This window comes from Anaerococcus sp. (genome assembly GCF_030825785.1).
Lineage (GTDB): Bacteria > Bacillota > Clostridia > Tissierellales > Peptoniphilaceae > Anaerococcus.
Genome location: NZ_JAPJPG010000037.1, coordinates 1 through 15,083, shown reverse-complemented (window position 1 = coordinate 15,083; position 15,083 = coordinate 1). Strand labels below are relative to the sequence as shown.

12 protein-coding genes and 1 pseudogene are annotated in these 15,083 nt (G+C 35.7%); 2 read left to right on the top strand and 11 right to left on the bottom strand.

All coding sequences use genetic code 11. From position 1 onward, the window contains the following. Window positions 1-69: 69 nt before the first annotated feature. Window positions 70-276, top strand: a pseudogene (locus RCH56_RS06035) (IS3 family transposase); the annotation flags it as partial. Between the two features lie 132 nt (window positions 277-408). On the opposite strand, the gene RCH56_RS06030 reads toward RCH56_RS06035, so the two are convergent. Both RCH56_RS06030 and RCH56_RS06025 read right to left on the bottom strand, forming a co-directional pair. After that, window positions 409-2,889, bottom strand: a complete 2,481-nt coding sequence (locus tag RCH56_RS06030; RefSeq protein WP_306484079.1) for a glycoside hydrolase family 3 N-terminal domain-containing protein — start codon at window positions 2,887-2,889, stop codon at window positions 409-411. Between the two features lie 112 nt (window positions 2,890-3,001). Then, window positions 3,002-4,687 (bottom strand): acyl-CoA dehydrogenase family protein, encoded by a 1,686-nt coding sequence (locus tag RCH56_RS06025; RefSeq protein ID WP_306484078.1) that lies wholly within the window; start codon window positions 4,685-4,687, stop codon window positions 3,002-3,004. A 341-nt stretch (window positions 4,688-5,028) separates the two neighbouring features. Here RCH56_RS06025 and RCH56_RS06020 point away from each other — a divergent pair, with 341 nt between their 5' ends. Then, window positions 5,029-6,246 carry an FprA family A-type flavoprotein gene (locus tag RCH56_RS06020; protein WP_306484077.1) on the top strand — a complete coding sequence of 406 codons (1,218 nt, stop codon included), beginning with the start codon at window positions 5,029-5,031 and terminating at the stop codon, window positions 6,244-6,246. A 206-nt stretch (window positions 6,247-6,452) separates the two neighbouring features. Here RCH56_RS06020 and RCH56_RS06015 read toward each other — a convergent pair whose 3' ends face one another. The 9 genes from RCH56_RS06015 to RCH56_RS05975 form a co-directional block, all read right to left on the bottom strand. Continuing rightward, window positions 6,453-7,823: an aldehyde dehydrogenase family protein gene (locus tag RCH56_RS06015; RefSeq protein ID WP_306484076.1), complete on the bottom strand. Its 1,371-nt coding sequence runs from the start codon at window positions 7,821-7,823 to the stop codon at window positions 6,453-6,455. A gap of 98 nt (window positions 7,824-7,921) precedes the next feature. Then, the gene (locus RCH56_RS06010) at window positions 7,922-8,722 is read right to left on the bottom strand and encodes a metal ABC transporter permease (protein ID WP_306484075.1); all 801 of its coding nucleotides are present in this window, start codon (window positions 8,720-8,722) and stop codon (window positions 7,922-7,924) included. Further along, window positions 8,716-9,387 (bottom strand): metal ABC transporter ATP-binding protein, encoded by a 672-nt coding sequence (locus RCH56_RS06005; RefSeq protein WP_306484074.1) that lies wholly within the window; start codon window positions 9,385-9,387, stop codon window positions 8,716-8,718. Before RCH56_RS06005 ends, RCH56_RS06010 begins: the two co-directional genes overlap by 7 nt. Then, window positions 9,368-10,696 carry a metal ABC transporter solute-binding protein, Zn/Mn family gene (locus tag RCH56_RS06000; RefSeq protein WP_306484073.1) on the bottom strand — a complete coding sequence of 443 codons (1,329 nt, stop codon included), beginning with the start codon at window positions 10,694-10,696 and terminating at the stop codon, window positions 9,368-9,370. The genes RCH56_RS06005 and RCH56_RS06000 overlap by 20 nt, the downstream gene beginning before the upstream one ends. 50 nt (window positions 10,697-10,746) lie before the next feature. Next, window positions 10,747-11,451, bottom strand: coding sequence for a ZinT/AdcA family metal-binding protein (locus tag RCH56_RS05995; RefSeq protein ID WP_306484072.1), 705 nt, complete (start codon window positions 11,449-11,451; stop codon window positions 10,747-10,749). Window positions 11,452-11,643: 192 nt separating this feature from the next. Continuing rightward, the gene (locus RCH56_RS05990) at window positions 11,644-12,096 is read right to left on the bottom strand and encodes a redoxin domain-containing protein (protein ID WP_306484070.1); all 453 of its coding nucleotides are present in this window, start codon (window positions 12,094-12,096) and stop codon (window positions 11,644-11,646) included. 59 nt (window positions 12,097-12,155) lie between these two features. Then, a complete protein-coding gene (locus RCH56_RS05985; protein WP_306484069.1) occupies window positions 12,156-13,346 on the bottom strand; it encodes a M20 family metallopeptidase in 1,191 nt (396 codons plus the stop codon). A gap of 54 nt (window positions 13,347-13,400) precedes the next feature. Continuing rightward, the gene (locus RCH56_RS05980; protein WP_015777454.1) at window positions 13,401-13,772 is read right to left on the bottom strand and encodes a RidA family protein; all 372 of its coding nucleotides are present in this window, start codon (window positions 13,770-13,772) and stop codon (window positions 13,401-13,403) included. Window positions 13,773-13,834: 62 nt separating this feature from the next. Further along, the gene (locus RCH56_RS05975; protein WP_306484068.1) at window positions 13,835-14,833 is read right to left on the bottom strand and encodes a M15 family metallopeptidase; all 999 of its coding nucleotides are present in this window, start codon (window positions 14,831-14,833) and stop codon (window positions 13,835-13,837) included. Window positions 14,834-15,083: the final 250 nt, after the last annotated feature.

Sequence of the window (15,083 nt, the reverse complement as noted above, 5' to 3'; positions counted from 1 at the left end):
ACTTAACAGGAGAAATGTCCTATCAAAGCCTAGCAAATGAATTAAAGATAAACAATCCATCAATGATAACAAGAAGGACATTGCTTAGACAACTCACCAATGGAAAACTTCTTTGGGATATTAAAACAAGAAATATATTATGGAAGAAAATTCTACTCATATGAACACTTAAAACAAACAATAGAAGATTTCATAAAATATTATAACGAGGAAAGAATAAAAGAAAAATTAGGATACTTATCACCAATAGAATGCAGAAAGAAAAATGCAGCATAAAAAATTCCTACCCCTAGGGGTAGGATAGGACAAAGAAATACCAGAGCTAGTATATAGTATAGTTCTAACTCTGGTATTAGGTCCAACTTTATGGGGTCACCTTAAAAGAGGCTCATCGCCTCTTTTTTCTTGCTATTTTCTCTTTCTTGATGCGAATACACCAGCTAAAGAACTAGCTAGTAGTCCTAAGATAGATCCTAGACCAGAAACCCCTGTCTTAGGTCCTTGATTTTTATTAGTTATTTCTTCCTTATTAGCATTTGATAGTGATGCTTTGTCTTTGTTTTTTAAGTTGGTATCAGTTTTAACTTCTTCATCATCTTTTGCTTGGTTATTACTTTTATCAACTATACTTGTTTCATTTGAACCTAAGTTCTCATCATTAGAACTTCCATCTGAGACTTCTGAATTTTGATTTTCTCCTGGTTTTATATATTTTTCATCTTTTCTTAAAATAGTTTCCAAGCCATAGCCCAATTTATAAGCGATTTTATCGTTATACTTATAATTTTCATCCAAACCAGGTACATCAACTGGCAATTTACCTTGAGCTTTAACCTTGCCGAATACAATATCTAATGAGAATGGAATATTTGGGCCGAATGTTTTTACTGGTTCCTTTCCTTTTTCAGTTGGGTCCATTCCCTTAGCTCCATAAGCTAATACATGTGCATCTGCATTTTTATACCTATCTAAGTCATAAGGTTTGCTAATACTAATTATAGCAGATTTTTTGTTATTTTCTTTTGCATAAGTTGTCAATCTATCAGGAATATTAGAAATCCAATTATCTTTTAGCAAATGTCTCGCATTTCCAACTTCACTTACAGCAATAATATAATCATAATCCTTTGCGTATTGTTTTAGTATCTCGTCCGCAGCTTGTGGATCTTTCCTATATTCGTAGAATGATTTTACATCAACTATAGCATCCTTATCAATAACATTTTCTTCTTGAAGTTTAGTAAATCCATATTCAAAACCTGGTATTTCATTATTGTAAGGAGTGTATATTAATACTTTTTCTTTTGCTTTAGGATAAATCGGAAGTGCATTGTTAATATTTTTAGTAACAGTGATTGACTTATCAGTGATTTCCCTTTGAAGATCAAAGTGCTCTTTGCTACCAACTATTGCCAAAGCTTTTTCAATTTTATCTTCTAGTGGAATATTGTATTGATTTTTATCAAGAATATTCCTTATTTTTTTTAGGTGGAGTAGTCTATATACTGAATGGTTGATTTGGCTTTCATTGATATTTCCAGCTTCGACTTCTGATTTTATCCTAGCATAAATCTTATCTAGTTTGAGAAGATCTGATCTTTTTTCTAGCAAGGCAGGCATAAGAGGAATATCAACGCCTGCTTTAATAGCCATTATAACAGCTTCTTCTTCTCCAAAGTGATCTGCTATTGCTTTCATTTTCATAGCATCTGTTATAACAACACCCTTATAATGCATCTTATTTCTTATTATTCCTGTTATAATATCATCGGACAAAGTAGCAGGTATGCCAACTGTTGAGCCATCTTTTTTTGATATAACAGTATCTTTTTCAAGCTGTGGATATGATATGTGGGCAGTCATTATCATATCCACATCATCATTTGCAGCTTTTTTAAATGGAACAAGTTCTAATTTATCAACTTCTTCAGGAGATTTGTTAACCACTGGCAAACCTAAATGGCTATCTACATCAGTATCTCCATGACCTGGGAAATGTTTAACTGCTGCTGAAACCCCATCATCTTGTAAGCCTTTAATAACAGCAGCCCCCAACTCACCAACTAATTTTGGATCTGAGGAGATTGATCTTAAGCCTATTACTGGGTTGTTAGGATTATTGTTAGTATCTAGAACAGGAGCTAGATTTACATTTATTCCTAAAGCCTTGATTTCTTGAGCTATTATCTTACCATATTTATAAGCTAGCTCTTTATCTCTAGTAGCACCTAGAGCCATATTTCCAGGGAGGGATGTTCCCGTACCAAGCCTTACAACAATGCCACCTTCCTGATCTACTGATATGAGAAGGGGATCTAGTCCATTGTCGATGGCTGTTTTTTGGATATTATGGGTTAGTTTTGTTGTTTGCTCTGTAGTTTGTACGTTTTCAGCAAATAAAATCACCCCTCCAACTTTATACTTGACTATAGCATCCTTTATATCTTGGTTTAGTTCTGTTACTGGTTTTAGCTTACCTTCCTTATCTTCCCAATTTCTAAATTCCAACATCATCATTTGACCGATCTTTTCGTCGAGTGTCATTTTAGAAACTTTATCAATGATTTCTTTATCATTTTGATCATCAGTAACTTGAGTGCTTGCACTTTTTTCTTCTAAATATGATGACCCATCCTCATTAGATACATCTTCTGTCTTATTATTTTCATTATCTATCTTGTTTTCTGTAGATAATACACCACTATTTCCATCGTTTTCTGTTTGTGTGTCTGTAATTTCTTCTAATGGTGTTTGTTGGCTATCTACAATTGAATTTTCTTCAACAACGTTTTCACCATTCATATCCTGAGCTTTAGATAAATTTGTTGGAAATAACCCAATACCCAAAGCAAGCATCAGTGATAGACTTATTTTAACTTGTTTTTTCATCTGATTTCTCCTTATAATACCTATAGAACTATTGTAAACAAGAATTAACATTTAGTCAAACATTTGTCTACAAATAAAAAGAAGCGGAATTTCATTTCCACTTCTTCTTATTTTAAGCATTTTTGATTTCTTCTATTAGGGCTGGTACTACTTTGTGGAAGTCTCCTACTATACCGTAGTCACAGTTATCGAAGAATGCTGCGCTTTCGTCGTTGTTGATTACAACTATTGTTCCAGCTTCTGGAATTCCTCTTAAGTGTTGCATTGCTCCTGAGATACCGACACCGATGTATAGTTTACCAGCAAATTTCTTACCTGATAGACCGATAAATCTATTTGTTGGAACGTATCCTCTAACTTGGGAAGCTGGTCTTGATGATGAAAGTACTGAGCCTGTTTCCTTGGCAAGTTCTTTGATCATTTCGAGGTTTTGTTCTTCTCCAATTCCCATACCAGCAGCTACTACTGAATCTGCTTCTTCGATTGGTCCTTCTAGGTCCACGTCTTTCTTATCGAATGTGAATCCTTCAGCCTTTAGGGCTTCTAATAATTTCTTAGCAGCTTCTTTTTCATCTCCCTTGAAGATTTCTAGCTTTCTATCTCCTACTTGGGATTGTTTTTTCTTAGGAGCTTCTTTCTTCTTATCTTTCTTGGCTGGTTTTGGAAGGATATAGCCTGAGATTACTAGTCTCATTATTTCGTTTGTTCCTTCGTAGATTTGTGTAATCTTAGAGTCTCTGTAGTATCTTTCTACATCTACTCCCTTGATAAATCCAGATCCACCGTAAAGTTGTAGGGCCTTGCTTGTAAGTTTCTCTGCCATATCTGATGCGTATAGCTTAGCCATTGCAGCATCCTTACCATAAGGAACGTGGGCGTCTTTCTTCTTTGCTGCATCATAGATTAATAGTCTAGCTGCCTTAAGCTCTGTTGCCATGTCTGCTAGGATAAAGGAGTTGTGTTGCATTCTTGCGATTGCTTCTCCGAATTGCTCACGAGCAAGTCCGTATTCTTTGGCAGATTCATAAGCGCCTTGTGCTATACCAAGAGCTTGTGATGCTATACCAATTCTACCACCATCTAGGATCATCATAGCGTATTTGAAGCCCTTGCCTTCTTCACCTAGGAGGTTTTCTTTTGGAACCTTAACATCCTTAAAGTGAAGCTCTGCGGTAATTGATGATCTGATACCTAGCTTGTCATATGGTTCAGAGAAGGTAAATCCTTCAAAGTCCTTGTCTACGATAAACATTGATATACCGTGATTACCCTTACCTGGTGTTGTAACAGCTGTTACTAGATAAGTTTGTGCTTCTGGAGCGTTAGTAATGAATATCTTCTTACCATTTAATACATAATGATCTCCCTTTAGAACAGCTGTAGTTTCTGTTCCAGCAGAGTCTGATCCAGCGTTTTCTTCTGTAAGTCCGAATCCACCTATGGACTCACCTGTTAGAAGAGGTCTTAGATATTTTTCCTTTTGTTCTTCACTACCGAATTCATTAAGTCCCCAAGTACCTAGAGATGTGTGGGCTGAGCAAATTACTCCTACACCACCATCTACCCTAGATAGCTCTTCTACAGCTATAGCGTAGTGTTGGTTAGTTAGGCCTGCTCCACCGTATTCTTCTGGAAATGGTATACCCATTAGCCCCATCTCTCCCATTTCCTTTACGATTTCCTTTGGAAATTCTTTAGTTTGGTCTAGGTGAAAAGCAATTGGTCTAATTTTTTCTTCAGCAAAATCTCTAACTACTTTTCTAAATTCTTCTAAATCTTTTGGTAAATTGTATCCCATTATATCTCCTTTTATAGTTCACAATAAATTACATGAGTGCTTTGTCCCTTCCATCCAGTAAGCTTAAATAAACTAAAGGATTGGAATCATAAAACTATATCTTATCTTAGACAAGATACTTAAGATAGTTTATAGTAGATATGTCGCATAATCTAAAACTCATGCAATTGTTTTCATAGTATATATACCCAAATAATTTATTTCTAACATACTTTCTTGTTAAATTATAAGAATTTATATTTTTTAGATTATTGCTGATATCAATAATCATTTATATATAATTTATTTTTCTTAAATATCCGGTATAATTTAATTAACAATAAATTATCAAAGGAGTTAGAATGCATAATATTATTGAAGTACTAGACAATATCTATTGGGTTGGAGTTAACGATAGAAGAATTGACAGATTTGAAAATATGTTTGAGCTAACAAACGGCGTTTGCTACAACTCATATGTAATAAAAGATGAGAAAAATGTTTTGATGGATTCTGTAGATGCAGCCTTTACTAGAAGATATATAGATAATATCAAGGCAAGTCTTGACGGAGAAGACCTCGATTATATTGTAATCGAGCACATGGAGCCAGACCACTGCAGAAACATCGATTTTTGTATGAGAGAGTGGCCAAATGCTAAGCTTGTTGGAAATGCAAAGACCTTTAAGCTTTATGAACAATTTTACGATGATGAGTTTAAGGACAGATACTACGAAGTTAAAGATGGGGATGAGTTAAATCTCGGTAAGAGAAATCTAAAATTTGTCTTCACCCCTATGGTTCACTGGCCAGAAGTTATGATGACTTACGAAACAACAGAAGGTCTCCTCTTCTCAGCAGATGCCTTTGGTTCCTTTAACGTAATCGAGGGAAATATCGATGCAGCTAAGGTAATCCACAAGGGTGATTGGCTAGAACAAGCCAGAAGATACTACATCAATATAGTAGGTAAGTTCGGCAAGATGGTTCAAAATGCCTTCAAGAAAATCGATGGACTTCCAATAAATACTATCCTTCCTCTTCACGGACCAGTATACAAGGATGAAGAATCAATCAACTTTATCATGGATAAATACAACCACTGGTCAACCTTTACGGCAGAAGAAGACGGAGTAGTTATTGTTTATGCATCAATGTATGGAGATACTGAAGAAGCAGCCGACATCCTCGCAGTTAAGCTTGCAAATCTAGGTGTAGAAAATATCAAGATTTATGACGTTGCTGACTGGGATGTTTCTTATCCAATTAGCGACTGCCACAGATTCTCTCACTCAGTATTTGCACCAATCAACTACAACTCAGGACTTTACTACAAGATGGATGCCTTCCTAAGAGAGCTTGTTGGGACAGGTTTCACCAACAAGTCTGTATCCTTCCTAAACAACTGGTCTTGGGGCGGTAGAAGTCTAGAGATTTCTAAGGAAATCCTATCTAGTGCAAAACTTGACTATGTAGGAGAAGATGTAAAGATCAACTCTGGTGTCAAGATGGAACAAGTTGATCAAATCGAAGAGCTTGCTAAAGCTATCAAGGCTGATATGGATAGCAAGAATAAATAAGATTTCAAAAAACCAGGTCTTTATTTGGACCTGGTTTTTCTGTACAAATAAAAGCTATCGCTAGTTAAGATAAATATTGATACAATAAGTAAATATTTATTTCCTCAGCAATAGCTTATTTTAGAATTAACTTACGTCTAATGTCTAGTAACAGTTAGAAATCACTTAGAAACAGAAGTAGTCTAACATTAGTTCTATTCTTATCATTACAATACTTTCTTTACAAAGCTTAATTTTCCATCTTCATAAGGAGGATATTTTATATTTGCCTTCATGCTTGATGGAGTCTCCATTATGCTTTTTTTGTTGGAGAAGTTTACAAAGCTATTGTAACCGTGATATCCTCCCATACCGCTTTCTCCTACTCCACCAAACTCGAGGTAAGGGCTTGCAATCTCAATTATACAATCATTGACACATCCATTACCGAACTCCATATTATACATAACCTTTTCGATAAGCCTCTCATCTTCTGAGAAAAGATAGAAGGCGAGTGGTTTTGGCATGGTTTTAATTTTGTAGAGGATTGGATTTATATCATCATAGGTCAAAATAGGAATAATTGGACCGAATATCTCATCTTCCATAAGCTTACTATCAAAGTCAACCCCATCTACAATTGTAGGCATTAGTTTTAGATTTTCTCTATCGTAGATGCCTCCTGCTATTACATCTTCTCCTACGAGAAGTCCTAAGAGCCTATCGAGATGGTCTTCGTTAATTATTCTTCCATAGTCTTTTGATTCTAGTGGATTTAGACCGTAAAAGTCAATCATTGTTTCTTTTAATTTATCTATGAACTTTTCTTTGATAGCTAAATCTACTAGAATATAATCTGGTGCTACACAAGTCTGTCCAGCATTTAAGGTCTTACCCCACATGATAGATCTCGCTGCATTATCAAGATCTGCTGTTCTATCTACAATACAAGGACTTTTTCCACCTAGTTCTAAGGTAACTTTAGTGAGGTTTTCGCTGGCCTTTTTCATTATATGCTTGCCGACACTTTTGCCTCCAGTGTAGAATATATGGTCGTACTTTTCTTCTAGTAATTCTTTATGACTTACTTCGTCATTATCTACAACATAAATAAATTCTTCCTCGAAGTAATCATTTAGCATAGACCTGATGAGCTTAGAAGTCTCCTTAGTCTTGGAAGAAGTTTTAAGAATCACAGTATTTCCTGAAGCTATAGCCCCTATTAGGGGATCGATTGCCAAAAGGAAAGGATAATTCCATGGAGCTATAATAAGAGTAACTCCCAAAGGCTCATACAAGCTATAAGACTTCCCAGGCATAGCAGTAAGCGGAGTCTTCTCTCTAACTGGCTTCATCCAATCACTTAGATTATCAAGGGCAAACTTTATCTCTTCCTTGGCAAAGGATATTTCGCTTACATAGGCTTCGAAATTCGCTTTTCCCAAATCTTGTTCTAGAGCGTGAAGGATATTTTCTTCGCATAAATCTATCAAATCTCTCAGTCTCTCAAGTTTTTTCCTTCTGAAGTCTTCTGTTTTGGTAAAACCTCCATAGAAAAATTCTCTCTGTCTATCAATAATTCTGTTTAAATCAGTCATTTAATTCTCCTTATATTAAGTCTAATCCTTATCCTATTTATACCCATAATTTTCCTTACAAATAAAAACTAGCAGAAATAAATCCGCTAGTTATGTCTTTATGCTTTAGTTTTTCTCATTTTTTTATACAAGGCAAAAATTAACATTCCAATAACTGCATTTACTACAATAGCTCCTCCTGGTTTGATATCGAAATGAAAGGAAAGAATGATTCCTGCCATCATATATATTATTCCAAGAATTATAGTTACAAAGAAAGTTTGCTTATAAGATCTAGATATAATCAAACTAGTTGCTACTGGAAGAACTATTAGGCTTGTAACCATCAAGGCTCCTATAATTTTAACCGCAAGGGCAATTGTTACAGCTGATAGGAAAGTAAATATCATATCTATTATCTTTACCTTAACTCCTGCAAGCTTAGCTGTATTATTATCTATCGAAATTGCCAAAAGTGCTGAGTATCTACTTATGCATAGGGCAAGAACCAAGATAAAAATAAGGCTAGTGTTTAATACATCCGCGCTTGTAACTGATGAAATCGAACCGAATAGATAAGATTCAAAAGAATTACCTCCCGGAGCGAAATCAGAAAGAATCGCTGCAATTCCAAGTCCTGTACTCATGATAACAGCTGTTGCCATATCCCCGTATTGAGGGAGCTTTTTCCTAATAAATTCTATAAGGAAGGCAGCTATTACACATACAATAGCCGATCCTAAGAGCGGATCAAAACCTAAGATTAGTCCCATGGCTACTCCAGTAAGGGCCGTATGGGATAGGGCATCACCTATCATTGAAGTTTTTCTATTGACCATTACAATCCCTATAAGAGGAATCATTATAGATAAGAGAAATCCCGAAAGTAGGGCCTTTCTCATAAAGGCAAATTCTAACATAAACTCAATCTCCCTTCATTCATCCTATACTGGGTCTTAGTCATTTGTATATCCTCCATTTCCTTAAGCTCATGGGTAATCATAACTATAGTTATACCCAGATCTTCCTGTAGTTTCTTTAGTGTCTTAAAGAACATTTCTTTATTTTCCTTATCGACACCAGCAGTTGGCTCGTCTAAGATTAAAAGTTCTGGCATATTTATCATAGCCTTGGCAATCATGGCTCTTTGGGCAAGTCCTCCAGATAGTTCGTTTACCGGAGTATTGATAAATTCCTCCATGCCCATTTTGATGAGTATATCCCTTGCCTTATCATAGTGGACTTTCTTAGGTATTTTGATAAAACCAAAATCTTCATAGAGATTGAGGGCAACAAGCTCCATACAAGTTATAGGAAATGCAATTTTGTTTACTACATTGACTTGGGGAACGTAGCCAATTTTCTTATAGGACTTGTATTTTGCAATATCCTTACCCAAAATCTTTATACTTCCCTTATCAGGCTCTAGCTCTCCTAGCATTAGCTTGACAAGGGTTGATTTTCCTGATCCATTTCCCCCTATGATTAATACAAGTTCGCCAGATTCAACTTCTAGATTGCAAGATTTAATTACATTTTCTTTCCTATAAGCAAAGCTTAAATCCTTAATTGCTATTGCCTTCATCAGCTTCTCCTTTCATAGAATCATATAAGTTTTCTAGATTCATCCTCATTAGGTCAATATAATCCATTCCCTCTTCTTCTTGCTCCTTAGTCACAAACTCCATCGATGCTAAAGGCTTTGTCTTGCCATGTAGTTCTTCGGCCAAAGCCTTAGCTTCCTTAGGGTTTTTACCGTATTCATAAAATATTGTGTCTATTCCCTTACTATTAGCAAACTCTACCGCCTTTTTTATAGTCTTTAGACTTGGACTTTCTAGGCTCGTTAATCCTTGGAGAGGATATTGGATTAAATCGAAATCCCTAGCCAGATATTGGTAGGCATAATGGATTACGAGAAATTCTCTCTGATCAAGGTCTTTAAATTTCTCCTTATATTCTGCGTCTATATCTGTAAGTTGATCGACATATTTTAGCTTATTCTTCTTGTAAATCTTTTCATTTTCCGGATACTTTTCTATCAATTTATCCTGGATAGCGTTTAAATATTTTTTGGCATTTACAATCGAAAGCCAGGAATGAGGATCGTAGCTTATCTTATCGAAACCAGATGATGATCCTTCCATAAGAGACTCTTCTCTACCATCATCTTTTAGTAAATTTCCATTTTCATCCATCAAATAGTATGGAAGAAGGTCTTCGCTTATCCTATCTGATATGAAAATCCATGATCCTGCTTCAGGCATCTTGTAGAAGATTTCTCCTGACTCATGCCCCATCTCGAGACCATAGACCTTGCCCTCTTCTACCTCTATAGTAGATTTTTGGGCTACTAGATTTCCTTTCTGATTCATTACTTCCTTGGCCTTTTTAACAAGGTCTTCTCCTCTTAGTCCAGTATCTTTTATGAAGGCTACCCTCATCATGTCCTCGTGGGTATGGGCAAAGTCGAACTTCTGAGTTTTATCAGTCAAGTCAAGTCTTGCCATATATTGGAAATCTCCGACTGCAGCCTGGCCCTTGTAGGTGATTAGATCAACCGAATCTGATAATTTCAATATTTCTAGATTCGGTAGGTTTTCCCTTACACTTTCAAGCCATGGCTCCATATTCGCTCCATTTACTACTAATAGGTCTGCTTTGGCGAGCTTTTTCATATCCTTTGGTGAAGGCTCCCATAAGTGGGCTTCCTTGCCCTCTGGCATAAAGGATTTAACATTTGCCGTATCTCCAGCAATTTTACTAGTCAAGTCATTAATCGGATAGAAGGATGTATAGATTAATGGCTTATCCTTATCTTCTTCTGCTTTATTGCAAGAGGTCAGACTGAAAACAAGAATCAGTAGATATATTAATTTATTTATTTTCTTCATTATTCTCCTCACAAAAAAGGGACGAGATAAGCCCATCCCTCTTACAAAATCTATTCTGTAATTTCATCCATGATTTGTTGGTCTGTTGTGTTTGGCTTAACAAATGTTGGGAACCATTTTTCTTCTCCTAATAGTTCATCCTTATCATTACCATATCTCATATGGAAATGTGTCAAACTTTCCTCTCCGTGGATTGGCATCATAAGTAGGTACTTATACTCAGCATCTGGGCTTACTGCTTCAAATATATCCCATTCTAGCATGTGATTTCCGTGTTTTACTTCTTGTTTATCAACATATTTATATTCAACTTCTGCTGTGGCCTCTTTGCCTTCATCAGGAAATTCATTGTAGAACTTAACCTTATTTCCTTCAATCTCTAGACCATTAAAATCGCAGTGTCTTTTTTCTACATAGGCCTTCTTGGCGCTTTCTTCATCAGTGTTTTCCTTCTTAGCTAGGTCTGTAAAGGCTTCTTGGACCTCGTTTTTATCTAGATAAGCAGACATTGAATTCCATTTTCCTTCCCAATCAGCTAAAGAAACATCATCCATCTTTTGATCAGAAGTACTTTCTTCCTTCTTTTCTGCAACATTTTCTTTGCTTGAATTATCTTTAGTTTCAGTATCGGCTTTCTCTTCTACTTGTGCCTTGTTATTAGCTTCTTTATCTTTAGCATTGTCATTTCCACAAGCTGCTAGTATTAAACCTAGCGAAAGAATCGCTGTTAGTGCTATAGTATTTTTCTTTTTCATATTTATCTCCTTATTTAATTATATTTTATGTAGGTAAATCATTCTGTTAAGCTGTAGACTTATCCTGACAAGATTATGATAGCACCTATTTTATTATTTGTCAAGAATGATTTGCATTATCTTTAATTGTTATTTTCTTAACGTTTGCTGGCAAAGAAAAAATCCCGCTCTTAAAAGCGAGATTTAAATATTTTATAGATTTTCTATAACTTCTTCTATGTCAGGAAGTTCGCTTCCTCCATATACCTTAACCCATTTTACTTTTCCTTCTTCATCGATAATAACATTGGCACGTTTACTTGCTCCGTTTTCTTCGTTGAAGAGACCATAAGCCTTGGTTACTTCAGCATATGGGAAAAAGTCTGATACTATCTTAAGATCTTTTAGATCAAGTATATCTGCCCATTTTGCCTTGGCTGGGAATGGATCTACAGAAAGACCTATAACTACTGTGTCTCCCTTTTCTTGGATTCTTTCGTAGTTTCTTTCAAGAGATCTCATTTGGTCAGTACAAACTGGTGTGTAAGCTAGTGGGTGCCAAGAAAGAATTACTTTTTTCCCTTTAAGCTCGCTTAGTTTAACATCTTCTTTGAATTGATCTTTTAATGTAAAGTCTATTGCTTCTTGATTAACTTGAATTGTCATTTTATCCTCCTAATTCTCTCTTACTAGTATTTATACCCAAGATAAGAAAAAATAATAAATTATTTATTAGCTAGAAAGCTTGTAGCAAACTTGACCATAGCATAGATACCATAATCAAGGCTGTCTTCATCTAGGTCAAATTCTGGTGTGTGATGCTCTGCCCCACTTCCCTTCTTATCATTTAGAGTTCCTACTAGGGCAAAGAGAGATGGGGCAAGCTTGCCATAGGCCTCAAAGGATTCTGAGGCGAACCATCTTACATCTCTTTTAATATTATCTCCAAAATATTCTTTGATATTATCTTCCATTAATGCTGAAAGGTCTGGGTCATTTATAACAGGATCGTATTGTTCAATGCCTGTTTCATTGATAAATTCACATCCGTGGGCTCTAGCAATGTTTCTTCCTACTATATCTATTTGATCGATGGCCTTTTCGACTTCTTTTCTATCGAAATATCTCAAGGTCCCATCAATTGTTACCTTATCGGCAATAACATTGTGGGCACTTCCCCCATGTATGGTAGATAGGCCTAGGGTTACGGTCTTGGTTGGATCGAGTCTATTGACCCAGCTTGACGCAAGAGATTGGATGATGGCGGCTTGGGCAAATATTGGACTTACTGCAAGGTCGGGTCTTGATGAGTGGCCTCCAATTCCTTTAATTGTAAACCTAGTTCTGATAAAACCTGCCATGATTGGACCCTTATCGATTGCAATCTCTCCTGTTTTTAGGAAATTTGCCAGGTGATTTCCATAAAAGGCATCTATATTTTCTTTTTCTAAAACCTCTACCATAGGGAAAATTCCAGAACCTGTCTCTTCCCCTTCCTCAAAGATAAAAATAAGCCTTCCATTGATTTTGTCCTTATTTTCTACTAGAATCTTCATACTCTCTAGAAGGATTGTCATATGGCCGTCGTGACCACAAGCATGGGATGCTTCTTTTTCGTCTGATACTGAATACTTTTCCCTAGTTAAATTAAAGGAGTTTTCACAGATTGGTAGGGCATCTATATCAGTTCTAAGAGCCAAGGTTTTGCCAGGTAGTCCACTGTCTAATACAGCATAAAAACCAGTTGTTGACACTTCTACTATGGCAAGCCCTAGCTTTTGTACTTCTTCTTTGAGCAACTTACTAGTCTTAAATTCCTTGCCGGAAACTTCAGCCATCCTATGAAGTTTTCTCCTTGTTTCTATTATTTTCTTCTTATCCTTCTCTATCTGATTTTGTATTAAAAAATCCTCCATGAGGGCTCCTTTTCGATATAAAAAAACGACAGATTAAACTGCCGCTTTTATGTTTTATAAGCTTGCGATAGCTTCGATTTCTAGTAGGCCGTCTTTTGGAAGATTTGCTACTTCGAAGGCTGATCTAGCTGGTTTGTGGTCTTTGAAGAATTCTGCATATACTTCATCAAATGCCTTGAAGTTGTTGATATCGTTTAAGTAAACAACGCATTTGATAACCTTATCCCTGCTTGATCCTGCTTCTTTTAGGATGTTTTCTACATTTTCTAGAGCTTGCTTAGTTGCAGCTTTGATCTCTGTAACTAGCTCACCTGTTTTTGGGTCTAGTGGAAGTTGTCCTGAAGTAAATACTAAACTATCAGTTGCTATACCTTGTACGTAAGCTCCTACTGCTTTTGGAGCATCATTTGTGTTAATTGCTTTCATATAAACTCCTTAATTTAATTCTATTTACACCTATATTATATCGAATTTCCAAAAAAATACAATCAGTTAATCTTCAAATACTCTTCTAGACTTAAATCATTTTCATAGATTTCCTTGGCGTTTTCTACACCAACAAATCTAAAGTGCCATGGCATCGGTCTGTGATTTGTGAAGTCTTGTTTATCTTCTGGGTATCTTTCTATAAATCCATATTTGTAAGCATTTTCACAAAGCCACTTGTATTCATTAGTAGTAGCAAACTTATCACTATATTTGCTTCCTTCTGTGAAAAAGTCGAAGGCCTGGCCTAATTGGTGCTCGCTTGTAGCAGGATTTTCACTATCGACTTCGCCTGCTTCTTTCATCTTTTCTTCTAGGGCATAGTCCCTATAGTCAGATGCTATCTTTATACTAAGACCTTCTCTTTCCATATCTTGGCGCATAGTCTCGAAGGCACGTTTGGCGGTTCCATCCACTCCTGGATTGAAATCACTTGGCAAAGGATAAGCTTCGCTTACATAGCTTATTCCATTTACAACTTTGATATTTTCTTCAGGATTTAACTTTTCTAGGCCAAATTTATTGACATAGTAAAAGCTGTCGTCCATTTTGATTTTTGAAAAACCATTTTCACTCCCATAATAGGCGACATAATCCCCTTTTTCTATGAACTTTTCAGTCTTGGAATAATCATTTGGATATTGGTAAGCGTATTGGGTCTTGGCGCATCTTACAAACTCTACTAGACTATCCTCATACTTATCGTCAGTAATTTTCTTATCTTCTTCTATTTCTATATCCTTAAATCCAGCTTGGGTAGCTATGTGGATTTTATCTCCATTTATCTTTTTTTCTTTGTCTTCTTCTAAATCTTCAGCTGCCTGGGCTTGCCTGTATTCGGCAGGTCTTTGGATTATAAATTCTTCTTCATTGGTTTTAAGAAATTTTGTTCCTAGCACTAGGGCTATAGCCGCAAGGCTAGTTAGTAGGAACTTTTTTCTTCTTTTTCTCGCTTGTCTTTTCTTTTTTCTCTTTAATTCTCTGATACCTCTGTTAGACATAACCTTCCTCTATTTATTTCAATATATTGTCTTTTGTAAAGTCTAAGGGTTAAGCAATCATTTGCCCAGACTTATAAATATATTTCAATTTACAAATCTTACTTTAGATCGCTAAATTTCTTATATTTATTATAACATGTATAAGGAAAAAAATACAGCCCCATTTTAAGTATTTTTAGACTTTTAGAGAGTTTTTTCAGATATTTCCTAAATTAAAAATTATTTTCTTGTAATTTTATAAACTTAATTT